Origin of the sequence: Prosthecodimorpha hirschii, from assembly GCF_001305515.1 — a bacterium.
In the GTDB taxonomy this organism is placed as follows: domain Bacteria; phylum Pseudomonadota; class Alphaproteobacteria; order Rhizobiales; family Ancalomicrobiaceae; genus Prosthecodimorpha; species Prosthecodimorpha hirschii.
Window position 1 is genome coordinate 3,286,532 of the sequence record NZ_LJYW01000001.1, and the last position, 23,559, is coordinate 3,310,090.

At 63.3% G+C, this 23,559-nt stretch carries 14 protein-coding genes and 3 pseudogenes; 4 read left to right on the plus strand and 13 right to left on the minus strand.

Annotated elements, in window-relative coordinates; all coding sequences use genetic code 11:
- Window positions 1–27: 27 nt before the first annotated feature.
- From ABB55_RS14375 to ABB55_RS14395, 5 genes and pseudogenes are all read right to left on the minus strand, one after another.
- The gene (locus ABB55_RS14375) at window positions 28–990 is read right to left on the minus strand and encodes a DNA/RNA non-specific endonuclease (RefSeq protein ID WP_054359416.1); all 963 of its coding nucleotides are present in this window, start codon (window positions 988–990) and stop codon (window positions 28–30) included.
- Between the two features lie 48 nt (window positions 991–1,038).
- Window positions 1,039–4,560: an AAA family ATPase gene (locus ABB55_RS14380; RefSeq protein ID WP_054359417.1), complete on the minus strand. Its 3,522-nt coding sequence runs from the start codon at window positions 4,558–4,560 to the stop codon at window positions 1,039–1,041.
- Complete coding sequence (locus ABB55_RS14385) at window positions 4,557–6,671, minus strand: trypsin-like serine peptidase (protein WP_054359418.1); 2,115 nt, start codon at window positions 6,669–6,671, stop codon at window positions 4,557–4,559. Before ABB55_RS14385 ends, ABB55_RS14380 begins: the two co-directional genes overlap by 4 nt.
- Before the next feature lie 7 nt (window positions 6,672–6,678).
- Complete coding sequence (locus ABB55_RS14390; protein ID WP_083463630.1) at window positions 6,679–9,489, minus strand: S8 family serine peptidase; 2,811 nt, start codon at window positions 9,487–9,489, stop codon at window positions 6,679–6,681.
- A gap of 529 nt (window positions 9,490–10,018) precedes the next feature.
- Window positions 10,019–11,154: pseudogene (locus tag ABB55_RS14395) on the minus strand (IS3 family transposase).
- Between the two features lie 185 nt (window positions 11,155–11,339).
- Between ABB55_RS14395 and ABB55_RS14405 the strand changes: the two are divergent.
- Window positions 11,340–11,642 (plus strand): annotated as a pseudogene (locus ABB55_RS14405) (integrase core domain-containing protein); the annotation flags it as partial.
- Between the two features lie 36 nt (window positions 11,643–11,678).
- On the opposite strand, the gene ABB55_RS14410 reads toward ABB55_RS14405, so the two are convergent.
- From ABB55_RS14410 to ABB55_RS14440, 7 genes are all read right to left on the minus strand, one after another.
- Window positions 11,679–12,731: an ABC transporter ATP-binding protein gene (locus ABB55_RS14410; protein ID WP_054359422.1), complete on the minus strand. Its 1,053-nt coding sequence runs from the start codon at window positions 12,729–12,731 to the stop codon at window positions 11,679–11,681.
- A 38-nt stretch (window positions 12,732–12,769) separates the two neighbouring features.
- Entirely contained in the window at window positions 12,770–13,591 is an 822-nt protein-coding gene (locus ABB55_RS14415; RefSeq protein ID WP_083463632.1) for an ABC transporter permease, read from the minus strand.
- Window positions 13,588–14,409 carry an ABC transporter permease gene (locus ABB55_RS14420; RefSeq protein ID WP_054359424.1) on the minus strand — a complete coding sequence of 274 codons (822 nt, stop codon included), beginning with the start codon at window positions 14,407–14,409 and terminating at the stop codon, window positions 13,588–13,590. Before ABB55_RS14420 ends, ABB55_RS14415 begins: the two co-directional genes overlap by 4 nt.
- Window positions 14,410–14,573: 164 nt before the next feature.
- Window positions 14,574–15,632, minus strand: coding sequence for a polyamine ABC transporter substrate-binding protein (locus tag ABB55_RS14425; RefSeq protein ID WP_054359425.1), 1,059 nt, complete (start codon window positions 15,630–15,632; stop codon window positions 14,574–14,576).
- A gap of 41 nt (window positions 15,633–15,673) precedes the next feature.
- Entirely contained in the window at window positions 15,674–18,391 is a 2,718-nt protein-coding gene (locus ABB55_RS29015; protein ID WP_083463633.1) for an FAD-dependent oxidoreductase, read from the minus strand.
- A gap of 614 nt (window positions 18,392–19,005) precedes the next feature.
- Complete coding sequence (locus ABB55_RS14435) at window positions 19,006–19,395, minus strand: hotdog fold domain-containing protein (protein WP_244472040.1); 390 nt, start codon at window positions 19,393–19,395, stop codon at window positions 19,006–19,008.
- 75 nt (window positions 19,396–19,470) lie between these two features.
- Window positions 19,471–21,117 carry a class I adenylate-forming enzyme family protein gene (locus tag ABB55_RS14440; protein WP_054359426.1) on the minus strand — a complete coding sequence of 549 codons (1,647 nt, stop codon included), beginning with the start codon at window positions 21,115–21,117 and terminating at the stop codon, window positions 19,471–19,473.
- 264 nt (window positions 21,118–21,381) lie between these two features.
- Here ABB55_RS14440 and ABB55_RS14445 point away from each other — a divergent pair, with 264 nt between their 5' ends.
- Both ABB55_RS14445 and ABB55_RS30910 read left to right on the plus strand, forming a co-directional pair.
- Window positions 21,382–22,272, plus strand: coding sequence for a MurR/RpiR family transcriptional regulator (locus tag ABB55_RS14445; RefSeq protein ID WP_083463634.1), 891 nt, complete (start codon window positions 21,382–21,384; stop codon window positions 22,270–22,272).
- 208 nt (window positions 22,273–22,480) lie between these two features.
- Window positions 22,481–22,642, plus strand: a pseudogene (locus ABB55_RS30910) (ankyrin repeat domain-containing protein); the annotation flags it as partial.
- On the opposite strand, the gene ABB55_RS29025 reads toward ABB55_RS30910, so the two are convergent.
- Window positions 22,587–22,877, minus strand: coding sequence for a hypothetical protein (locus tag ABB55_RS29025; RefSeq protein WP_083463635.1), 291 nt, complete (start codon window positions 22,875–22,877; stop codon window positions 22,587–22,589). The pseudogene ABB55_RS30910 and the gene ABB55_RS29025 overlap by 56 nt on opposite strands.
- Window positions 22,878–22,923: 46 nt before the next feature.
- Between ABB55_RS29025 and ABB55_RS31285 the strand changes: the two genes are divergently transcribed.
- A complete protein-coding gene (locus ABB55_RS31285; RefSeq protein WP_152982061.1) occupies window positions 22,924–23,331 on the plus strand; it encodes a hypothetical protein in 408 nt (135 codons plus the stop codon).
- Window positions 23,332–23,559 lie beyond the last annotated feature (228 nt).

Below are 23,559 nucleotides of genomic sequence, written 5' to 3' on the forward strand. Positions count from 1 at the left end.
GGTATTGAAAAGTCTCAATTTGAGACGTCAAACTCTAACGTCTGCCGTTGAGCGAAGTTCTGCGACGATACTGGTCCGGCTGGCCTTTTCTTCGTTTGAAAAACCATCGAAATCGGCGAGCCCGTTGAACGAGATCCCGCTGAGGCGCTCGATCGCGGCGACGCTGCGCTGATAGGTCCGGAACGCGCCAAAGGTCGCCTCGAGGTCGCGGAGTTCCTCAACCTGATCGACGATATAGGCAGTCGTCGAGGGCCGACCTGCGTCGGAGACGAAGGTGACGACCTTCCAATAAGCGAGGGGGATTCGGACCCCTCGATAGAGCCGGTCGGTCTGCCGGAAGATGGGACCAGTGAAGACGGTGATCTTGGCATCCTGAACGCGCGCATTCTGAAGGATGTAGTCTTCCAGGCTGAGCCAAGTCTTCTGATTGAAGTTGGCGGCCTGCGGGGAGCAGTTGGTGAAATGAAACGTATCGTCGTTGGCGATGCGAGCGGTCGCATCGGTTCCCCAGACGGGGTCCTGGCGGCGCACGAGGTGGCCGCGGTCGAGGATATTGTCAGCGTAGAGATCCTCCCCGATCTGGGCTTCGTCGGGAATACGTCCGTCCAGCTGCCACTTGTCCCGCTCACGTGCGATCTCGACCGTGTGGGCGCCGTCGATGTTGACGGCCACGAACATCGCGATCCGGTGAGCCTGGCTCATGACCACCGAGAAGTGCTGATAGTCGAGCCGTCCGTTCTCGCTGCCGGCAACCGCCAGCACGTCTTGCTTCTTCTGCCCGACGGGCGTCGGGAGCGGCACCGTGAAGCCGAGGAAGTCTTCGTGATAGCCGGTCCGACCGTCGAAGCGGGACGGCGGCGATCGCCGCGGCGACCGCCGTGCCTCGAGCGCATCCTCGATGCCGGCCTGATGGGCCTCGATCTCGACTTCGGCGGGGCCGCCGAGGCGGCTCAAGTCGGCGAGGCGGGGACGAACAGACAGATCGACCATGACCGAACTCCCAGGTTTGAACGATGACACTTAAAACTGGCGATGTGCCTAGGACTGACTGCTCGGGGTGGCGCCCCAATCGCGCCGCAAGCCGCTGGGAACAAGATCGATCGCGTCGAAGTGCTCCAGCAGCAACTTATCGTAGACTCGTAACGCGCGCGTGACAGCCTGAAGTCGTTGCTCCATCGGCAGGGCCTCGGAGCATGTCATGAGGAAAGCCGAGAGCAAGCCATTGAGGTCGAGGACGCCGATCAACTGGGCGAGTGCAAAGTCAGCGCTTCGCGACTTCGAAATTTGATTCTGGACGACCGGCGCGGAAAAGTCCTCTGGCCAGTATAGGGCTCGGCCTTCCCAGTTTCCGATCGCATTCACCAGAGTATCGGGGCTAGCGCGGACGACATCGACCAGCGCCGTTCGGATTGGGTCATAGAGCTCCGGAGTCGGGCCTCGCAGCAGAATGCCGTATGCGGGAAGCAATGGTTCTGGAAGTCGATCACCAACTCGAGCCTCGTACGGCAAAGCAAAACCGGCGGGATTGCTGTATCCGCGAATAGGGCGTAAAAAAGCTTCGCCTCTGTCCATGTTTCTTAGCAAAGACAGAAGATTAGAGGCGGTCAGCTTGCGCCGATCTCCGCTGCCTTGCGTGTCGAAGGCTGAGCCCAACAACTCGACGCGCAAGGACTCAGGCGGATCAAACATAACGGCTAGCGCAAATCGTGTTTTCCGTGACCCCGTTCGTTGATCAAATCCGACAGCCAGACCGACGAGTCTTGCAACGGCGACGGAGAGCTTGAAAGGTGGCGGCACAGCCGGCGTCAAACCCGTCCAGAGCGGAAGCAACTGGCGAAGCCTCGCGTCGGTAAGCGTGTTGATCGGCTGATCGCTGCTGCCCAGTTCGGCAAAGCGAGCAACTTGCTCGAAATAGGGTGCTTGGGCGAGAAAGCTCGGCGCGCGTCCCAAGGCTACGGTGGCGATCATTAGGGCCAATGTGAAATGGCCAAATCCGGGCCCACTGAAGCTTGCTTCAAGAGGGGCGTTGCCGATGGTGCGGCACCATGGGTCGATATCCTCCCGGTTGTTGCCGGTGGTGAGCGCCGAGATGGCCCATTTCCAGATCCAGAGCCCTTCCAGATTGTTCGTGTGGTTCCAGTTCGGCGTTAGAAAAGCCCTTTGCGCTGCTGCCGCTAGGGCGGCTACGTTCGGCCAGGCGATAGCGCAAACGGCTTCGAAATCGGCGGCGGCGAAGCTGGTCTCAACCGCGGACGCGACCTCGGTGTCGTTGAGGATCTCGCCGAAACTGCGCAAGGCGCCGAGCGTCGGCGCTGCCGAGACGGCTTCGGCTCCAGCGCCTTGCACGTTGAGCGGCTGCTGTTCATCCACGAGACCGCGCTTGGTGCGTGAGGTGCGCCGCTCCAGTTCCGCCTGACGGCGCATGTCCCTCGGCAAGACCGCCAAGTCCTCGCTGGTCAGGGCGGAGCTCCTTCCCTTCTCCAGGATCAGCAGCGCGCGCGCCTCGGCCGGCATCGAGTGCACATCGTCGCCGGCGAGATCAAGCACCCGGCGGCGCATCAACGGATCGGCCTTGATGGTAGTCACGTCGCCCCGGAAGCAATCGTGATAGGCGGCGCGCGCGGCAGCTTCCGGCTCAGATGCGCCTCCTTCACGATACCAGCGCGCGGCGGCGTCATGGACGGCCCGGAACCGCGCCTTGATGGGGTGCCCGTCCGCATCCGCGGTGGAATCCGACGCAAGCATCGGCAGCATGATGCGGCGCAAGGCCGGAACGTGCCTGACGCGATCGGGCCCCGCGGGCTCGACCAGCCAGGCCGTCTTCGACAGACCGCGAAACAGGAGGCCGGCGCGTTTCCGGTCGACCTCGCCCAGGCCGCAGGGGTCGGCCAGGACCTCCTGAATCAATTGCGACGTGATGAAGGGCAGCGCCAGTCCGGGCTGGGCCACGCGCCTGAGGTCCGATTGCGGAACGGTGACCGCCAGCCCGCCGGGATCGGTTTCCCTGTATTCCGGGACGCGATCCAGAAAGCGCTTGTAGAGGGCCTGTGTGGCGCGTTCGGCATTGAGTTGGCCGAGGCCGCCTTCTGCCAGGATGTCTTCCAGCGGCGCGTCCTTGTCTCCGGCGATGAAGCTTGCCACGAGGATAAGCACCAGGGGAAAGCGCGGGAACATTCCGGCAATCTGTCGCGCCCGCTTCTGATTCAAAGTCGGGCCCGCCCGATCCCGGAGCAGGCGGACCGCTGCCGCCGGCTCCAGTTCCTCCACTTCGAACCACGAGTCGAACCATTGGCCGAGACGCCGGTCGTCGTCGCTGAAGGGGCGAATGCGTCCTGCCACGATCCCGCGAACCGAGCCGAACAGCGGACCATTTCGGCCGCCCAGATCGTCGAGGGAATCGAGAAAGGCGAGCACGAGGCCGAACAGTTCGCGCTCCAGGGCCTGGTCGTCCAGTCCCATGTCCGACCGAACCATGACCTCCTCGAACGTGTCCAGGACGATGATCAGCGGTTCATGGTTGAGGTCGGACTCCGCCAGCGCCTCCTTGAGCTTGTTACGCATAGTCGCGACGACATTGAGCTGATGCGTGGCCGGCAAACGCTCCATGCTGCCATATTCGCGGAGGTACTCTTCCAGAATCCGGCGTCCTGCGACACGGACCTTGGATAGACGGTCCGCTAGGGCGGGTCGCGCCCGGGCGATTTGCCGTGTCACTTCGGCCAGCCATTCCCGTTCGCCGCCCAAGGCGAGCGACGGGCGATCGAAATCCAGCGTCACAACGACGGAACCGGTCCAGTTGAGCCGCTTCAGGCGTCTCACCAGGTTGGCGACGAGGGCCGACTTCCCCGATCCGCCAATGCCGGTGACGAGCACAGGTCGGACGAACGACGCGTCCTTGCGGTCGCGGCTGAGCTGCCTCAGCGGTGGCTCGAACTTTCGTTCCAGGGCATAGGCGACCAGGGCTTTCGAGATCTCCGCGCGGCCGAAGAACTTGTCGCGTGGCGCGACATGTTCGAGGCGCGCGTCTTCGGCGCGGCGCGCCAGCTCGATCCGAGGGTTGGTGATGCCGGGGGCGGATCGGTCACCGACGGTGCGTTCGGCGAAATCGAGCGCGAGCGCCCAGTCCATCAGGCCGGCCGGATCGAGCGTTCTCAAGCGCTTCGGTGCACCGCGCGCGCCCTTGGCGAGCAAGGCGCTGCGCAGGAGGCGGCCGAACTGGTCTTTCGGATCGTCGGGCGTCTTCGACAGCATGGCGCGCAGCTTGCCGGCCTTGACCATTTCGGCCAGCGCGGCGTGGCGGGCATCGGCATTGAGCCGCCAATGAGTCCCGTCTGCGCTGATGATTTCATCGACCGAACGGGAAAGCCGGTTGAGGGCGCGGTCGGCGAGGCGGGCGCTGCCTTCGCCCTTCTGAAGCGATTCGACCTCTTCGATCAGGTTCAGCGGATCGAAGGACCCACGCAAGGCGGCCAGCCATTTGAGCTGATCGGCGATCGATGCCGCGTCGTCCTGTGCCAAGGGCGCCGCGCCGGTGTTCAGGGCTGCCGCGTCGCTGCTCATGGCGAAAACTCCGGCTCGACATCGGATGAGATCATGTCGGCGACGGCGACGCTCGGGCTTTCGGGCGTGCGACGGCAGGATGCCGAGACGAGGGCACCGGCGAAGACTCGGGTCATTTCTGGCGACGGATCGTCGAGCCGACGCCGCAGCCAGGATTCGACGTCCTTCTTATCGAGATGGGAGGCGAGCTGTTCCTCCCATTTGGCCTCTGGATCGATGCCGCGCAGGGCCGCTAGGTCGGGATCGGTGACGCCGATCAAGACGAGGCGCAGGTGCGGGTGCACGGCAATCTCGCGATAGAGCTGCTCGAGAAACGCCTGTGTCGACGTATCGGGCACGTTGAACTTTTCCAGATCGTCGATGACGAGCCAGAACACGCCGTTGCCTGCTTCACGGATGAAGAGATCCCGAACGGCACCGGCGCTGGGATTGACTTGGTCGATAAGTTCCGTCGAGCTGTTTTGGGCCGGCCCCGCGGCCGCCGGGGCGGGCGCTGGCACGCTCGTGGCCCCTTTCCCCACACCGACGGCGTCAATCAGCGCCCGAGCCGTCGTCGCAGCGTCGTTCCGGAAGCGCTCGGCACTGACGCAGACGACGCGATGCTCGGCGGGCGGAAGCAGCGCTTCGAGAATGCGCGCGGTGAAACTCTTGCCCACTCTGGAGAGGACGCGTCGGTCCGCCTGGCTGAATCCCGGCCGAACGATGATGATGCGGACCTTGCCGTCCCGGGCCCGGAGAATGGAATCCTGAAGGACCAGTCGCCCGATCAGCGGCTTGGCTTCGAGCAGTCCGAGGCTGTTGCGCCCGGTGACATAGGTCGGGAGCTTGCGTTCGCCCATCCGGGCAAGGATCGCGCCCATGGCGACCGCGACGACGCGCTCGATCGGGATGGCCGCGTTGATCTCGGCGGTCTTAAGCGGCCGTCCGGCGTCGTCATGTTCCGACGCAATCGGAAAGTAGCGCAAGCCCGCCTGATGCAGCGCGACCGGCTGCATGTCCCAGTTCAAAACCAACCCGCCGGACGACCCGCCAATGGTGTTGGCGTCGTGCAGGACCCGCGCATCGAACCCGGCCGGCAAGTTGAACGCCTGTCTGATAGGCGGCGTCGCGCCAAGCGTGCCGGTCGACAGCCGCATCATGAAAGTGCCGGGGTGGTGGAAGACCAGGATGCGGCCATTGAGGGGAGGCAGTGGCATTTCCACGATATTGTAGAAGCCTCGCTCGTATCCGACGGCGCGATCTAGTTCGATGACGGCGAAGTCATCGAATCCCGCCAAGTCTTTCGGGTCGTTTGGCCAGCCGGGCTGGCCTTCATGGGCGCCATGCTCGCTCGGATGCGCCGGGCTGGCGCACACCAGCCAGTCTCGCGAGGCTCGAATGCTCGTCGGCCCGCCTTGGCTGTCGCTCGGGCCGGCCGTGAAGTCGAAGTCGACGGAGAGTTTAGTGTCGCTGCCGGGTGTCGCCTCGAAGGCGCCGGCAGGAACCGCCGGCCCGGCTCGTGTGGCCAGCAAGCTCTGGACGACGTGCCAATTGGTCAAGACAAGACGCGGGCCGATCAGAAATCCGCTTCCCGTGATGCGGTTGCCGGGACCTGCCTGAACGACGATGCGGCAGCATCGACGCCGCGCGATCATCATGCCCTGGGCGCTCAAGAGCGGATTGCGGAACGGTTCGGCCGTGACGATCGCCTGAAGGCTGGTGGTGACGCTGTCGCGGGCGTTGGTGTCTCGGCTGCCTGCGGTCGCCAGCACCTTCGCCGTCTCCAGGAGACCGCCACCGGTTATGCCAGGGCCGATCAGACGGTCGCCGAAGGTGGTGATGAAGTCCTCCAGAAAACCGGCGTCTTTGGCTTCCTGCAGGGCCGCTTCGATGTCGGCGAGCGTGCGTTCGTCCGGGTCGGCGATGGGCTGCCGCTTTTGACGGCGGGCGGCGATCACCTGGAAGCGCAGAGCATCGCCCGGACGGCGGTCGACGAAGGTGTTGTAGATCTGGACGAAATTTTCGCGCGACGCGACCAGGACCCGCCCCTTCAGCGCCGCCAGCAGACGGTCGCTGAGGCTGCCGCCCAAGGCTGCCGCAGAGTTCGGCGGATCCTGATCGATGACCGGCATGCGAGCCTCAGCGGCACTTGATCTTGTCGAAAGCAGTGGGGAGAGCGCGTGATGCCTTCACCGCGCCGATGCTGTGGCAGTAGTTGGCGGTCAGCGGCCGGCCCGCAAAATGCAAGGCGAGCGCCGGAAGCCCATCGGTCAGCGCGACCACCACCGAGCCTGAATTGCCGCCGAGCGTGGTCGCGTCATGCGACATGACCCATTTCTTCGTGTCGTCGGCAAAGGAGCCGGCGGTATCGACAATACGGCCTGGGCTCAAATACTTTCGGCTGAAGTCGAGGCCAAAAATCATCGATAGTTTCTTCTGTATGTCGTCGCTGTGCTCCTTGGTGTCAGGGTCGATAAAGGCGTCGAGACCCGGTCTGGCTGGATAGCCTACCACCAGGACGTCGGTCGCAGACTCTCCGTCCGCCTCGTCGCAAAGGATCGGCAAGGCCGCCGGCAGCTTGGCTCGCGCATTGCCTTCGGCGACCATCGCTTCGGTGCCGACTTCCAGAACCGCCATGTCGAGATGACGGAAGTCCACACGCCGGGCAATCTCGTCCGGTCCCGCCGCCACGACCGACTTTGCAGCAAACCGATGCTTGGAGCCGCGACCGCGGTCGTCGAAATTGATCGTCACCGCATCCCTCAGGAGCCATTGTTCCGGGGCGTTCGGACCCGAAACCAAGTCGGCGATCGCTTCCAGGACATGCCGGTTCGTCATGACGAGGCCGTCGCCGACCACGAAGCCGGTTCCCACATGGTCGTGGTTCAGGTCGATACGACCGACGGCCTGGACAAGCGGCTTGATCCATTGTTCGGCGAGCATGAACGTGCCGCCCCAATCGGTGAGCTTGGCTTCGTCCATGACAATGGCGCTATCGGTGACCTTGAAGGCCGGACGGCCCTTCAGGCGGACGAGCGCTTCGAGGGTGACCCGATCATCCAGGGCGAGACTGGCTTCGCCGTTCTTGAGAAGTTCATTCACGACGCGTTCGCCGTTGTCCAACAGGCCGAGCCGAGTCGCGTGGGATTCGCTCGAGATCTCCGAACTTTGGCGCATCAGCGAATCCCACCGCTCGACCGTCGTCATCAGGTTCTTCAAGCCCGCGCCCTCGAGATGAGCCCTGCTGGCCTCGGTCGATTCCACCCCTGCCGAAAAATCGCGCCCGAGGATCTGAACTGTGTTCCGGCGCACGCTCTCGGCGGGGATGGGGGACGCCAGATGGGCGCCCTTGGACTGCAGCATGTGCCTCAGAATGGCCGGCGCCTTGGCAGCCAGGCCATCGCTCGGTCGAGGCCGTCCCACGGCTTCCAGCGAGATCGAGGCGCTGCCGGACCGGCGGACATGGTCCGCAGCCAGATAGGCGGCTTCTGCACCGTAGCGGTGCCAATCGAACTCCCCCTCCATCGCGCCTTCCGCTGCGCTGGCGAAGATGCGCGCCACCTCGGCCTCGGCCGATCCTGGCTCGGCGCCGGGTTGCGGTGCCGCCTCGATCATGCCCGCCGTCTCCGGTATTGCGGAGAGGGCGAGTTTCAGAAGCGCTTCGGCGTCGACGATGCCCGCGCCGAATTTGTTCGGGTTCCAACGGACGGGACGCCGCGCCGTAGCCGTCAGAGCGCTTCGGAACAGCGCCTGGACGGTCGTGCCGCGGCTGTCGGCTTCTCGGATGACCGCGTCGCGGCCGAAATGGGCGAGCCACAGGGCGGCAACGCCGGCCACCGTGGCCACGGCGAAAGAGGTCCCCTGTCCGCCGCTCACCGTTCCGACGCCTTGGTCCGCCGGCGTCCGCCGCGCGACATAGACATTCTCGGCGGGCGCGGAGATGGCGACCGATCCGCCGGCGCTGGACCCCTTCCAGGGCCGGTCGTTGCTGTCCACGCCGGCCACGGCGATGACCGCGTCATAGGCGGCCGGAAAGACGACGAAGCCGACGCAATTGCCGGCCGCGGCCAAAACGATGATCCCTTCGCGGACGGCCTCGTCGATCGCGGCAGACAAGGACATGCTTGGGAGACCGCCGAGGCTCATGGTGATGACATGGGCCCCGACTTCGATCCCGTGGAGAACCGCCGCCGCCACGGGCGTTCCATCGAAGATCTTGACGTCCTCGATGCATCGGATCGGGACCAAGCTGGCGCCTGGCGCCGTCCCGGTGACCTGTCCCGGCTTCCGGCTGACGACGACGCTGGCGGTGGCCGTGCCGTGGCCGGGATTGGCGGTCCTGCGGTTCAGCGGATCGGTCGGGTCTCGAGTGCCGTCGATGATATTGGTGGCGAGGTCGAGTCTGAGCGCGCCGGGATCGATCTCGGGATGAGCGGCGACCCCGGTATCAGGCTGCGCGACCACGATCCCTTCGCCGAGCGTATTCGACCAGGCCCACGCCTCGGGCGCCCGCACAGCCTTTACAGACCAATTGCTGTCGGCTGGTGCGGGGGCACTCGACCAACAGAAGGTGTCGAGGATGACCGACTCGGGCGTCAGATCGCGGAGAATCCTAGCGTCGGGCTCGGCATAGATCCTTGAGCCGACGTCGGGCGTGCAAGAACGCAGCGCGAGGGCGTCGACAAGCGCGTCCGCCACGGCGAAAAGCCGATCCGGAGCGAGTGTGCGCCGTACGCCCGGGAATTGTAGCACTTGGAACCGAGGCAGCCGCGCGCCGAGCGGGGCCAAAGTGAAGTGTCCGCCAATCAGCTCCCTGAGGTTCTTTTTGATCGTCTCGAGGTCGTCAGTTCTGCTCAATTCGAGAACAAATCGGATGATGCCGCCCCTCAGAACCGCATCCTGTTCGCCAGCTGCCGCAGAAATGAGCCTCAGGGTATCGAGTGGTGACATCGGATCACCTCGAAGGCATGGGTTGATAGTGTTAGACCATTGAAAATGCCCGAGCAGTGGAGACCCAGCTGCTATCAAATGTCTGCTTTTGTTGGTATCTTAGCAATATGTTATACTGCATGAGATCGGCCTTGCAAGTCTAAATTGGTGATTGACACGCGCTGTGTATTGTGATCGAGCAAATGTTGCAATGCCGGCAGGTGTCGCTTTGGAATTCTAAGTATTTACGACCGATTTTTTGATTTTATGAACCAATGCGACCACTGGCCCTTTGAGTTGCTTGTACCAGTGCCTATTGCAGGCAGGCGTTACACCAATTGACTGCAGTGTCTTTATTGAGCGACAGCTAGATATTGTACAAAATGCGAACGGCAACCTACATATTAGGCTTTACGCAGAACTTGCACTGCATTCGATTAAGCATAATCGGCTTGTCGAGAGCGCCGCGACGACAAGCGAGGGCTGTAGAGAGGTGGTCTCGCTGATTTGAACAGTCAGGCCCGGTCCGTTAATTGGATTCCCGCCTCGTTCATGCTGCCGCGAGGAGCGGCGTGTTGTTGAAATAGGCCTGATCCGGAGTCCGCCGGTCAAGACTCGAGTGAGGACGTGACCCGTTGTACCAGGCCAGATATCGGCCGATCGAGGTGCGGGCCTCGGCGACCGTGGCGTAGGCGCGGAGGTAGACCTCCTCGTATTTGACCGACCGCCAGAGCCGCTCGACGAAGACGTTGTCCCGCCAAGATCCCTTGCCGTCCATGCTGATCGCGACGCCAGCGTCGATAAGCACCGAGGTGAAGGCCGCCGACGTGAACTGCGAGCCCTGATCCGTATTGAAGATCTCCGGCTTGCCATAGCGGGCCAGAGCCTCCTGAAGAGCTTCGACGCAGAACTCGGCCTCCATCGTGATCGACAACCGCCACGTCAGGACGCGCCGGGTGAACCAGTCGACGACGGCCGTGAGATAGACGAAGCCATTGGCCATCGGGATGTAGGTAATGTCCGTCGCCCAGACCTGGTTCGGCCGCTCGACCTTCAGCTTTCGAAGAAGGTACGGATAGATCTTGTGCCCGACCGCCGGCTTCGAGGTATTCGGCTTTCGGTAGATCGCCTCGATCCCCATCTTTTTCATCAGAGTTCGGACATGGCGCCGGCCAACATCGACGCCCTGGTTCGCCAGCAAAGCTGCCGTCATCCGGCTGCCTGCGAACGGATAGTTCAGATGAAGCTCGTCGATCCGCCGCATGATCGCCCGATCAACGGCGGGCACCGGCTTCGGCACGTAGTAGACGCTGCCCCGACTGATCCCGAGAGCTTTTGCCTGTTTCGAGATCGGCAGCTCGTGCGCGGGGTCGATCATCGCTTTGCGCTCGGAAGGCCGGCCTTCACGAGCGCTCCGGCTAAAAAATCGTTGGTCAGCGTCAACTCACCGATCTTCGCGTGGAGAGCCTTCAGGTCGATCGGTGGCGTCTCGGGATCCGGTCGCGCCTCGGCGCCGAACACGCCGGCGGCTCCGTCGAGGAGCTGCGACTTCCACGTCGTGATCTGGTTCGCATGGACGTCGTACTACTGAGCCAGTTCGGCGAGCGTCTTCTCGCCCTTGATGGCAGCCAGCGCCACTTTCGCTTTGAAGGCCGGGGTGTGGTTTCGGCGCGGTCGTCTCGACATCTTCTCTCCTGTTCGCCAAGCCATCGTGGCTGCTCACAGGCGGAAAGACCACTCAACGGACCTGGTCAGATTCCCGAAGCCACCTCTGCCGTGGAAAACGCTCGGCTGGAAGACTCCCGCTGAGGCGCTTGACGCACTGCTCCGGCAAGCCGAAAAACAACCCGTTGCGACGACCGCTTGAATCCGCCCAATACGTGTCGATCAAATACACCGGGCGCCTGGCCGAGGCCGGGATCGAACCCTCGGTCGGCACGGTCGGCGATTCCTACGACAATGCCCTGGCCGAGACGATCAACGGCCTCTACAAAACCGAGGTCATCCATCGGCGCGGGCCGTGGCGGTCCTTCGAAGCCGTCGAGTTCGCTACACTCGAATGGGTCGACTGGTTCAACACCCGACGACTTCTCGCGCCGATCGGCAACATTCCGCCCGCCGAGGCCGAGGCACGCTACTATGCCAGGCTGGTCCCACCAGCCAGGGCGGCATGATTTGAGCCAATCAGCCTCCGGCAAACCCGGGGCGGTTCAGTCGTCGAGGGGAACAAGCGATGCTTCGTTCCAGTGTAATGCCACGTTCTGCCCCACGCGCGGGACGCTCCTCATCACCGTTGCCGGCAGTTTCACCCAAAGCGGCAGGCCCTGGTAGTCGACCCGACAGCGCATGCAGTCGCCGAGGAACACGGTCTCCTCAATGCGCGCGTGCCGGCAGCCGCTCTCTGCCGGATCGGCGAATTCGATTTCTTCCGGCCTCAGCGACAGCGTGCCCGACGCGGCGTCGGTGATATTATCGGGCAGGACGAACGCCGCGCCGTTGGCGAGACGCCCGATCGGGCCGGAGAGGCCGCGGGAAACCAAGTCATATTCGAGCAAATTGGTCTCACCGAGAAACTGCGCGACGAATTTGGACTGCGGCCGACGGTAGACCTCCGCGGGAGCCCCGACCTGCTGGATGCGCCCGTCGCTCATGACGACGACATTGTCGGACATCGCCAGTGCTTCGCCCTGATCGTGCGTGACATAGATCACCGATACGGCGAGGCGCCGCTGCAGCGCCTTGATCTCGCTCTGCATATGCTCGCGCAGGTTCTTGTCGAGGGCGCCCAGCGGTTCGTCCATTAGCAGAACCTCTGGGCCGAAAACGAAAGCGCGCGCAAGCGCCACCCGCTGCTGCTGACCGCCGGAAAGCTGTTTCGGCCATCGGGCTTCGAAGCCCTTCAGACCGACAGATTCCAGCGCCTCATGGACCCTGCTCGTCAGCGTTCGTGCGTCCATGTTTCGCACGCGCAATGGGAACGCCACGTTCTCGAATACTGAAAGATGCGGGAAGAGGGCATAGTTCTGGAAGACCATGCCGATGTTTCGTTCGCTGGACGGAAGCTTGCTGACATCCTTGCCATGCAGCCGGATCGTGCCGCTGGTCGGCTGGTCGAATCCGGCGATCATCGACAGCAGGGTCGATTTTCCCGAACCGCTCGGCCCGATGAAGGACGTGAAGCTGCCGTCAGCCACATCCAGCGATATGTCCGACACGGCTTTCACGTTGCCGAATGTCTTGCTCAGGCTCTTGAGTTCGATCACGTGAGACGTCGTCATCCGGCGTATCTCTTCGAAAGTTGTCAGCTTGCCTTCTCCGACGAACGCCGGACCAACGCGATGGCGAGGAACACGGCGATCGTCAGGAAAATCAGCAGAGTGGAAGCGGAAGCCACGGTCGGGCTGATTTCCAGCCGTATCTCGTCCCACATGCGTTTCTGAAGCGTCGGCTCGCGGCCACTCAGGAAGAGCGAGACGATCACGTCGTCGAAGGAGGTGAGGAAGGCGAAGAAACCGGCCGCGATGATTCCGGGCGCGAGCAGCGGCAGCGTCACGCGACGGAAGACCTGCGAGTTCCGGGCGCCGAGACTGCTGGCGGCCTGTTCCAACCGGGGATCGAGCGCCTTGGCCGAAATCGCGACGTTCAGGATGGCATAGGGAAGCGCCAACACGATATGGCCCGCGACCAACCCGGCCATGGTCCCGACAAAGCCGAACGCCGCAATCCATCCGTAGAGCGCGATAGCGGAGATCATCGGCGAAATGAGCAAGGGCGCGAGCATGACCAACTCCAGCCAACCTTTTCCCCGGATGCGGCTGCGCACCAGGGCGAGCGCCGTTGGTATCGCCAGCACCACCGTCACGACCGCGGTGAGCGTTGCCGCTGCGAAGCTTTTGTTGGAGGCCGCCATCCATGACGGGTCGCCGGACAGAAAATTTTCGTACCACCGAAAGGAATAGCCCGACGGCGGGAAGCGCAGATACGCATCGGCGCTGAACGAGATGATGGTCACGATCACAATCGGGCAAAGCAGGAAGACGACGGCCAACACGAGACAAGCATTGAGCAGCCAGCCGAACGGGCCGCGCACCAGAGATCTGTATTGGGGTTGAGTAAAGTTCATAGTTCCTGCCCCCAAAGTCGATCCATCCCAAACTTCGAACGATAGGCAAAAAACAGAACAGCCGTGATGGCGATCAGGACTGCGGCGTGAGCGGCCGCGAAACCCCAGTTCAACTGCTCATTGACTTCGATCTCCATCAGCATGGTCAAGGTCGTCTGCCCGCGGCCGCCCAGGATCGCCGGCGTCACGTAGAAGCCGAGCGACAGCGTGAAAACGAGCAGGCAGCCTGTGGCAAGGCCTGGCAGGCTCAGGGGAAGCAGCACCCGAGAGAAGACCTGCGCCGGCCGCGCGCCGAGGCTGTCGCATGCCCGCAGCAGAGCCGGGTCGATCGCCTGAACGGCGGCATAGGTCGGTATGATCATGTAGGGGATCAGTACATGCACCATCCCCAGAACCACCGCGGCCTCGTTGAACAGAAGCGACGTCTTGCGTTCGAAGATACCGAGCGCGACCAGCGAGGTGCTGATGATGCCTTCCCGACCGAGCAGCACCATCCAGGCATAGTTGCGCACTAGCAGGCTGATCCAGACCGTCATGACGATCAGAACCAGCAGCGCATTGGCATAGGGGCGCTGCAAGGTGGCGATCCGCAGCGCGATCAAAAAGCCTATCACCGCGCATATCAGCGTGACGGTGATGCTGATCCGGAACGTGTTGCCGAGCGAGACCCAAAAAGCGCGCCCTTCGAAAAGGCGCTCGAAATGCATGAAAGTGGGGCCGGGATCGAGCACGCTCTGCAGCAGGAATGCTCCCACGGGCAGCAAGAAGAACAAGACCAGAAAGCCCAGGCCGGGGATCCAGAACCATCGACGGACCATAGATGTCTTTGTCCTACCGATTGACAGCCACACTGCACGATCGCGGAAGATTTAAATCTGCGCCGCGGACAGCCCGCGACGCCGCGCCTGATGGATGCCGGTCGAACATCCGTCACCACGTTGCGGAGATGGAGGTTCGACTGGATATCGGCACCGAGGCATCGTTAGGTCACGATCCAGTCGTTCCACTTGCGTTGGGCGAGTTCCCCATTGTCGAGCCACCATTGCTCGTTGGCGGAAACCGTCAGCTCCGCGATAGCCGGGTTGGACATGACCCAGGGGCGGACATTCTCCGGGAGATGATTGTTGGCGCGCGCGTCGCAGCAGATATAGCCGATGCCTTCGGCGTATTTCGCACTCGCGGTCGGATCGATCATGAACGAGATCAGTTGCATGGCCTCGCGGGGATTCTTGGCGCCCTGGGGCACACCGACCCAGGACCGCTTGAGCATCGCCTGATTCCACTGAACCCCGAAGCCGGTCTCGCCCTTCTGCGCCAGCGCGAAGAAGCGGCCGTGCCACCCGGAGGTGAAATCCACCTCACCGTCGATGAGCATCTGCGCCGGCTGGGAGCCGTCGCGCCACCAGACGGCGATATGCTTCTTGATCCTGTCGAGGCTGGCGAAGGCCCGGTCGAAGTCGATCGGATATATCTTGTCTTTGGGGACCCCGTCGGCGAGGAGAGCAAATTCGAGATTATCCACCGGATGGTTTCGCAGCGCGCGCCGGCCGGGGAACTTTGCAACATCCCAGAATTCGGCCCAGCTTCCGGGCCGCTTTGCCGCCGCGATCTTGGAAGAGTAGGCCATCGCTGTCGAATACAAGGCGTAAACCACGGAATATTCGTCCTTGCAGTCATCCGGCGTATGCGAAAGATCAATCACGCTCAGATCGAGTTTCTGCAGCATGGATTCGCGGATGGCCTGCTTGTGCTCCTGGCTGACCAGTTCCGCCACGTCCCACTCGACGTTTCGCGCCTGGATCATAGCCTTGAGCCGCGCTACCGACGCGGGAGCGGTGACCAGCAGATTCGAGCTAGCGCGATCGCGCATCAGCCCGCCCCATGCGGCGCGGGCGGCATCGGCCGATGCGCCACCGGAATTGTTGTAGACGACGGTCTTCAGTTCCGCGGCGGCGGGCCCGGCAAGTCCTGCGCCGACGAGGGCCGTGGCCGCGCCGAGGATGAGGACGTCACGTCGCGATCTGTCGGATTCACTCGTCATGATTCTGCTCCGGTTCTGGAAGTGCCTGTTATTGGTGTCGACTAGACGTTGAGCTCGTAAATCGTCCGGGGTGGCGTGGCGGCGACCCACCCTCGCTCCTCCCGCCAGTCTCCACCGAGGTCCGCAAAACGTGAGAGGCTGAAGGAGCCGAGATCCGCAAAGTCACAGCGGCCGTCGCGGAGCAGTTCCATGATCGCCCGCCCCGCTGCCGGCGACAGCCCGAACCCCACGCTCGACATCGTGGCCACGACCGCATTGTCGATGCTCGCAAGGCGGTCGATGATCGGCCGACCGTCCGGCGTGCATTCGATGAACCCGGCCCACGACCTGATGACCCGGGCGTGCGACGCCAGCGGCAGGAGTTCGGCGACCCGTTTCGCGATGCTGCGAATGAGCGGGGATCCGCTCTTCGGCAAACCGGCGGCGGGTGCGGAAGCGAGCCATTCGTGCGGCCCTCCGCCATAGGCAAGGTTGCCCCGCAGCGTCTGCCGGCCGTAGATGCCGTTGCCGTCCACATTGGTGAAAGGCATCGGCGGCAGTGGTTCGGTGAGGACCATTTCGGCGCGCGCCGAGGCCACCGGAACGATCTCGTCAAGCTGTGCCGCCAGCGAGCCGACATTGGGGCCGGCGGCAAGAACCACAGCGTCACACGCGAAACTGCCGCATGCGGTTTCGACTTCGACAATGCGGCCGCTCCGCACGCGAAAACCGGTCGCACCCGTCCGCTGTAGGATTCGTCCACCCAGATCCTCGACCGCCCAGGCATAGGCCTGCAGCGTCCTCAGCGGGTTCATGTGACCACCGCCATGGAAATACACGCCGCCGAGGGCATCCGCGCCAGCCAGCGGTACGAGTTCGGCCACCTGTCGGGCATCGAGCTGCTCGACACTGCAGCCGACATGCTGGGCGGCGTCGATGGACGATTTCAGCGCCGAAAGCTGGGCCTCAGTTCGAATGATTTTCAGCCGGCCTGGCCGGAATTCGGTCGGATAGCCCAGAAGCTCGTCCATCTGCGGCCAGAGAGCCTCGGCTTCCGGGAAGAGCGGGCTGTGAAACGCTGCCGATCCGCCGCCATTGCGCCCGGAGGCTTCACTACCGATCGCGCCAGCTTCCAGCACGATTACCTTGATACCGTTGCGGAGAAGCCACCAGGCCGCGCTCAGGCCGATGACACCGCCACCGACGACGACGACCTCGGCCCCGGGCGCGGCGCAACGGCTGCGAACGCGGGGTGCCGGCGCCGCCAGATCCCAGTGTGGCTTGTACTGGTCCGGAATGCCGAACCATGACACCCAGTTTTCGCTGATGTTGGCAGGCTCATGGTCTTCCGCCAGCACCGACAGGGGGATTGGCCGGACGGGGAAGCGATACGACGCCAGGCCCGATTCCGAGACATCGCGCTTCAGTTCACCGGCCAGCATTTCAGAGATCTGCTCGCGGCATCGGCGTCCCTGGCAGGGGCCCATTCCCGCGCGGGTGACACGCTTCAGCTGGTCCTGCAGCAGAACGCCACCCTTTGCTAGGCGGGCGAGGCCGCCTTCGGGTGCCGCCACGTCCGGCACGTGACGTTGCGATCGCGCCGAGCGGATATCATCGGCGGTCACTTCCTCGCACTGGCAGACGCAGGTATCGGCCGTTCGCGAATGTAGGGCAGCGATCCACGCCGCGCGATTGCGATCGCCGTCGGCCTGAGCGGCCGGCATTGTCCCGTCGACGGCCCGGCAGGAGACGATGCTCTCGACGGCGAGCCTCGCCTCCTGCCGGGCGATGTCGGGATCGGAGGATTTGAGCTGGCCTGTGCCGGCACAATCGCCAATGGCAAAGACGCCCGGAAGCGTGGTTTCGAAGGTCGTCTTCAGAACCGGCACGAAACCGCCGCGGCCCGCATCGTGTCGTATCTGCGCGCCGGCAGCCGCCAAAAGCTCGATGCTTGGCACCGAGCCGATCGCATTGATGACCGTGTCGCAGGCGAGGATTCTCGGCGCAGAGCCGTCGCAGCCCGCCACTTTCAACGCCGTCACACCTTCGATGTCGCTTTCGACGCCCGCGGGGACGACGTCGAGCAGGACGGGAACCTCACGCAGGGCCATCTCGGCCATGAAGCCGGCTCCTCCACGAGCCGAGGCTTCCGCCTCGATGACGGCGACGACACGAATACCCGCCGCCTGAGCCTGTCGCACGATGGACAGAGCCTCGATACCCGATCCCATGACGACGGCTGTCTTTGCCTTGAGCGCTGCATAGCGATCGACGAGCAGGGACGCGGCGGCGGCGCCCATGACGCCCGGCGTCTCCCAACCCGGAAAGGCGAGGCAGAAATCGCGGCACCCGGTCGCCACGATGGCGTTCGTGAACCGGATGATGCGAATTTTGCCGTGAGTTTCCATCAGGGCGAGATTGCCCGGCAGCCACCCGAGACTCGGGCCCTGGACATAAAGGCCGAGCACCGAGCTCGCGAGTTCGATCTCGACGCCTTCCTCGAAGGCGGCTTCGTAATTTGCTGCGATCGTCTGGATGAGGTCACGGGTATTGGCCACTTCGAAGCCGTAACGGCTGCCGAAATGATGCGGCACGTCCATGCCGAACAGCACAGGATCGATCGGGTTCTCGTCGACGAGAAGGACGGAGATACCGGATTTCGCGGCGAGGACCGCCGCCTCGACGCCGGCGACGCCGGCCCCGACGACGAGCAGATCCGTGTCGACATCCACTCGGACGGTCTTGTCCTGCACCGAACGAGGATCAGATGCACGAGCCAATCGCGCCTCCTTTGAGGAACAGATTTTTCGCGTTTCCTGTTTATGATGTTAATGTTTCACAGCTGCGGTAGGAGGTCAACAGGATTGACGCGGCGAAGGCGATCGTCTGCTTCGATTTTCGGCCGTCGGTGCCGCCGATCCCGCGACTTCCCTCGGGTATCGAGGTGGCGGCCACAGACGCATTGCGATCCGGCTGCGGCACAGAGGGCCGCGTGCCGCACGGGAAAGCCGAGGCGGTCGGCGATCGCCCGATCGACGTCACCCGGTCCCGACGGAGTCCTGACCGCGCGCCCGCGCCGCCACGACCGGCTTCTCGCTCGCCTCGAGGGTCGCGATCAGCGCCGGAAGCCGCGGCTCCAGCATGGGAATGTCAAACTCGCATCTGTCCGCACCGACGACGAAACTGCCAGTGCGGTTCGCGCCGAAGATGACGTCGATCGGCCCCTGTCGAACCTGTTGCGACAGAGCATCGAGGGGAGGATTGTCGACGAGGACGACTAGCGATGCGAGGGATGACGGTCGACTGCGCGCAGGAGGCTTCCGCAGGGTTCGACATAAGGTGTTCCGGGCGTCCTGGCGCAAGCCGTGAAGGTGCTGCGCACCGACCTCGAGGGTTACTGGGCGGGAGTGACGGACACGAGCACGGCGCGTGCGACGAGTTCAGGAGGATCGCATATCGTCGAGGGCTGCCCGTCGGTTTCGGGGGCCGCGACGTGTCGATAAGCGGTCAAGGCGACGCGTTTCGAACGGTTCCCGCGAGAGACGACTTCGGCCGTGATCTCGAGATAGTCGCCGACGCGGCAGGGCAGGAGGAACTGCGCACTCTCATAGGCAGCAAGCATACCCGTCCGACCCTTGTTCTCCCGCAGGCCTATTTCCGTCGAACAATCTCCGAACAGCCGAAGGATCGTAGACGCCGGAACAAGATATTCGCGGTAGTGCGTGTCCTGCATGCCGAGCCGCACACGTAGCGTCGCCCGCCCCTGCCCATTCTCTTCAGTCATGAGCCCGTCCCCATCGCGTTGTTCCGCTCGCAAGAAAGTCGAGACATCCGGCACGCCTCTCCAGAGTTTTTCGTGCTAGCTCCAGCGGTTCTCCACGGCGTCGAAGGTTTCCGTTGCCTTCAGTTTGTCTTCATTGAGAAGGATATGTTTCGCTATCTTGCCCGATGCGGTCATCGGCAGCGTATCGCGGTAGGTGATGTAGCGAGGCACCTTGAACCGGGCGAGCTTCTGCGCGCAGGAGTCCAGGAGCAGCCTCGGAGGCACGACGTCGGCGGTGTAGCCGTCACGAAGGACGACATAGGCCTTCACTTCCTCTCCGCGCGTGTCGTCGGGAACCGGCACGACAGCGGCATCCGCCACTTCCGGCACTTGGCGAAGCACAGCTTCTACTTCGTTGGCAGCGATGTTCTCACCGGCGCGGCGTATCATGTCCTTGAGCCGGCCGACGATATAGTAGAAGCCGTTCTCGTCGCGCCGGGCCATGTCCCCGGTGCGGAACCATTCGCCGTCGAAGGCCGCCGCCGTCGCTTCCGGCCGGTTGTGGTAGCCGAGCAGAATTCCGGGGCCCGAGATCTGCAGTTCCCCGACCTGATCGTCGCCGAGCACCGTGCCGTCGGGGCTCACGATGCGCGCCCTGCGGAACGGACTCGGCCGCCCGCACGATCCCGAGCCGACCATGTGGACGGCCTCGATCGGCATAAACATACCCGAGCCGATCTCGGTCATACCATAAGCCTCGCGCGCGACGAAGTCGAACCTCTTCTCCAGCTCGGCATGGATATCCCTGCCGAGGTGGTAGACGTTGACTCGGATGATCTCGTTCTTCGGGTCATCGGGCTCCGACGGACGTTTGAAGACGATCTCCGGAAACAAGGTAAAGTTTATACGATACTCGCGGATCCACTGCATGAAACGGCTGGCGCTTTGCCGGCGCGCGACAAAAAGCGTGGCGCGCTGAAGCATGGCCATCAGCAGCAGCCATTGCGGGTCCATGTAAAAGAACGGGGTCGCGGCAAGAATGCGCCGATAGTCCAGCCCGTCGCGATAGGCGTTGACGGTGCCGACCGTGACCCAGTAGCGGTGGGTCAGCAGGCATCCCTTCGGGAGCCCCGTGGTCCCGGAGGTATATTGCAGATTGAGCAGGTGATCGTGCCCGATCGCATCAAGAGGAGGAAGCGGGAGCGAGGCGTCTTCGCCGCTTTCCAGAACCTCGCTCCAGGCCTTCTGGCCGTCACGCGGCGCGCCCACCACGATGGTGCACGCATCGGGCGGACGCATCTTGCCGACCGGGGTCTGGGCAATCACTTCAGCGAATTCGTCGTGAGTGACCAACCACTGCGCACCGGCGTCGTTCAGCACATACCCTATCTCGTGGCTGGTATAGGCGATGTTGAGCGGAATCATCACCGCACCGATGCGGGCGAGCGCGAGCCAGGTGATCGGAAATGCCGCGATGTTGGGCAGCAGGACGCCTACCCTTGCCTCAGGTCGGACCCCCAGCTTCGACAAGCCGCGCGCCAAACTGTCGACCCGGCTTTTCAGATCGGCATAACTCAACGCGACACCCTCTTCGAAGAAGTGCACCGCCAGCGCCTCGGGGGCGTCGGCCGCCGCATCGGCGAGTATCGAGCTCACATTCCTCGGTAGTGGAGCAGCTTCGATGAGCCGAATACGTTCCTGGACCGGCGCAACTGGCTGCGCCGGCAAATATTCTCGCTTCATGTCATTGAATCCGCTGGCTAAACTGAAACTCGCCCGCCTTCAGGCGGAATTTTCGGTAGCCTCAAAGAACACCTCGTCGCCGAGCGCCATCGCCGACTTTCGCTCAGCACGGGCCATTGCACTCTTGCGAAACAGATTTGTCAAGAATACATTGTGAGAAAATTTTGCATCTCAGCGAATGTCTGGTACGGCGTCAGCCATGGCGGGCCATCGGCATTCCGAGGCAGACGCGGGCGCGGATGACGTTGTCCGGGAGAGCAGAGCGTGAACGAGCAATCGCTGCGGGATTTGATCGAACGAACCTATCCGCACATGACGCCGCAAATCCAACGGGCCGCCAAATACGTCCTGGCTTCCCCGAAGGAGATTGCGCTCTACCCGATGCGCACCATTGCGCAGCGCGCCAAGGTCAGTCCGTCAGCACTGGTAAGACTGGCATCTCAACTTGGTCTCGATAGCTACAACGATTTGCGCAACCTGTTTCGCGAGGAGATCTCGCTCGGCGACGGCCCCTCGCGCTATGCGGCCTCCGCCGGTGACCTGATCGCCGCCCAGGACAAGAGCGAGGTGACCGACCGCGCGCAGAAGGCGGTGACCAACATGTTGTCGCTCACCACGGAACTGTTCGATCAGAGTTTCATCAAGGCGATCGAAGCCGCGGCGGCGACTATGATGGAATGCCCGACGATCCATCTGATCGCGTTCCGAAATAACCATGCTCCGGCGTTCTTCTTCTACTATGTCGTGCGACTGCTCAGGAAAGGCGTCGTCCTCGTCGACAGCTCCCACGGCATGCTGATCGACGCTCTCGGCGCGATCGAGCCGGGCGACTGCGCTCTCGTGATCACCTACGAGCCCTATGCCAAGGATGCTGTGAACGCGGCGAACCTGGCACGCGAGGCCGGCGCGAAGATCATCGCCATCACCGACAGCCCGGTCTCACCGGTCGCGCCAGCTGCAACTCATGTGCTCGTGACGCCGCGCCTCGACGTTTCGTTCTACCAGTCGTCGATTCCCACCATCGCGGTTCTGGAAGCGCTCATCTATTTCATCGTCGCCCGGAGTGGCTCCGACGCCGTAGAACGGGTTTCCAGGGAATTCGGGCGCCTTGCCTTGCAGGGTGCGTATTGGGACGAGCACCGCAAGACAAGCTGAACAATCCCACCGGGTCGCGAAAACGGTAAGACCTGAAATGCACCACCTTTGTCCGTCCAGTGCAGGCACCCAAAGAGGTCGTCGGTCTTTTCAAGGTGGTCGGCACCCAGGGCGCTATCGTCCCCAAGGGCGCCGGTCTTTCCGCCAGGAGCCAGGCCCTGGCGCCGCCCTCGCTTTCGCCCTGACCTGCGAAGCGGTGTCGGCTCAGATGGCTCCGTCGTCGACCGAACTCGCCGCCTATCGTGGGCTCCACGCCGCAGCCGCGCCCGGGTCGCTTGCGGAAATTTCCGATCTCGTCCGATCGAAGCCGGATCTCAATGCCCAAGACGGCAACGGCCGGACACCACTGCACGTCGCCGCCTTCCAAAGCCGCGGCCAGGCTGCGGCGGCAGCGAGGAGCAGCACGGGCACGCCGTGCTCTCCGGCTCGATCACTTCCTCGCAACGCGGCAGGTGCTTCGGCAACGTCCCGATATTGCGCGACGCCGAGCGGGCTGTCCGCTTCTTCGCCTCGCCTTCGGGCACCGCGTCGTCGTTCGCCTCCACCGGATCGTCCGAGAGGTCGCCCAGTTCGAGGACGCTCTGCGTCGGATCGATCGTCGCCAGCTTCTCCGACTTGGGGGCCGAAGATCATCTGTTTCAAAAGCGCGGAGTGAACGCGAAGCTCGGCGTTCTCGGCTTCCAGCGCGAGCACCATACGGATCCGTTCGTCGATGTCGCGCGGCAGCAACGAGGAGTGAAGCGGCATGGGGAACTCTACCAAGAATGGACGATTCAACAAACGAATCCAACGAGATCAGGCCTCTTCACCGTCGTTCGGGCCACCCGCGTCCAGTCCAGACCCGCCACCAACAGGGCAAACTCTTCGCGCCTCAGCCGCATCGAACCATCCCGGGTCGGCGGCCATACGAAACAGCAGCCCACGGTTCATGCCCCACCGTCGGGCCACGTCCGGGATGTTAAGCCCGGTTCCGCGCTCGCCGCCACGATCTCCGCCTTTTCACTCGCCGTCCACGACCGCCGCCTGCTGCGACCAGTGATCAGCTCGATCCGCCGATAGTCACTGGCTTCATGCATGTCTTGATGCATGGCATCAACGCCGTACTCGTCCATCCGACCCATCTCCTCGAGAAGCTCGGAGGGAGAATCCTCAGCCTGCTGCCTCCGCGATAGATGGGGCGTTCGTCGCGCTCACGTTGACCGTGTGGAGCACCAGTCGCTCGGCCGTGGAGGCGGCCGCATGGAACGCGACCGGACAGCGGAGCTCGCCGATCTTCAGCACACCCTT

Coding starts and splice junctions, on each gene's coding strand:
- ABB55_RS14375 (WP_054359416.1), bottom strand. CDS start 990: ATGGTCGATCTGTCTGTTCGTCCCCGCCTCGCCGACTTGAGCCGCCTC.
- ABB55_RS14380 (WP_054359417.1), bottom strand. CDS start 4,560: ATGAGCAGCGACGCGGCAGCCCTGAACACCGGCGCGGCGCCCTTGGCA.
- ABB55_RS14385 (WP_054359418.1), bottom strand. CDS start 6,671: ATGCCGGTCATCGATCAGGATCCGCCGAACTCTGCGGCAGCCTTGGGC.
- ABB55_RS14390 (WP_083463630.1), bottom strand. CDS start 9,489: ATGTCACCACTCGATACCCTGAGGCTCATTTCTGCGGCAGCTGGCGAA.
- ABB55_RS14415 (WP_083463632.1), bottom strand. CDS start 13,591: ATGAACTTTACTCAACCCCAATACAGATCTCTGGTGCGCGGCCCGTTC.
- ABB55_RS14420 (WP_054359424.1), bottom strand. CDS start 14,409: ATGGTCCGTCGATGGTTCTGGATCCCCGGCCTGGGCTTTCTGGTCTTG.
- ABB55_RS14425 (WP_054359425.1), bottom strand. CDS start 15,632: ATGACGAGTGAATCCGACAGATCGCGACGTGACGTCCTCATCCTCGGC.
- ABB55_RS14435 (WP_244472040.1), bottom strand. CDS start 19,395: ATGACTGAAGAGAATGGGCAGGGGCGGGCGACGCTACGTGTGCGGCTC.
- ABB55_RS14440 (WP_054359426.1), bottom strand. CDS start 21,117: ATGAAGCGAGAATATTTGCCGGCGCAGCCAGTTGCGCCGGTCCAGGAA.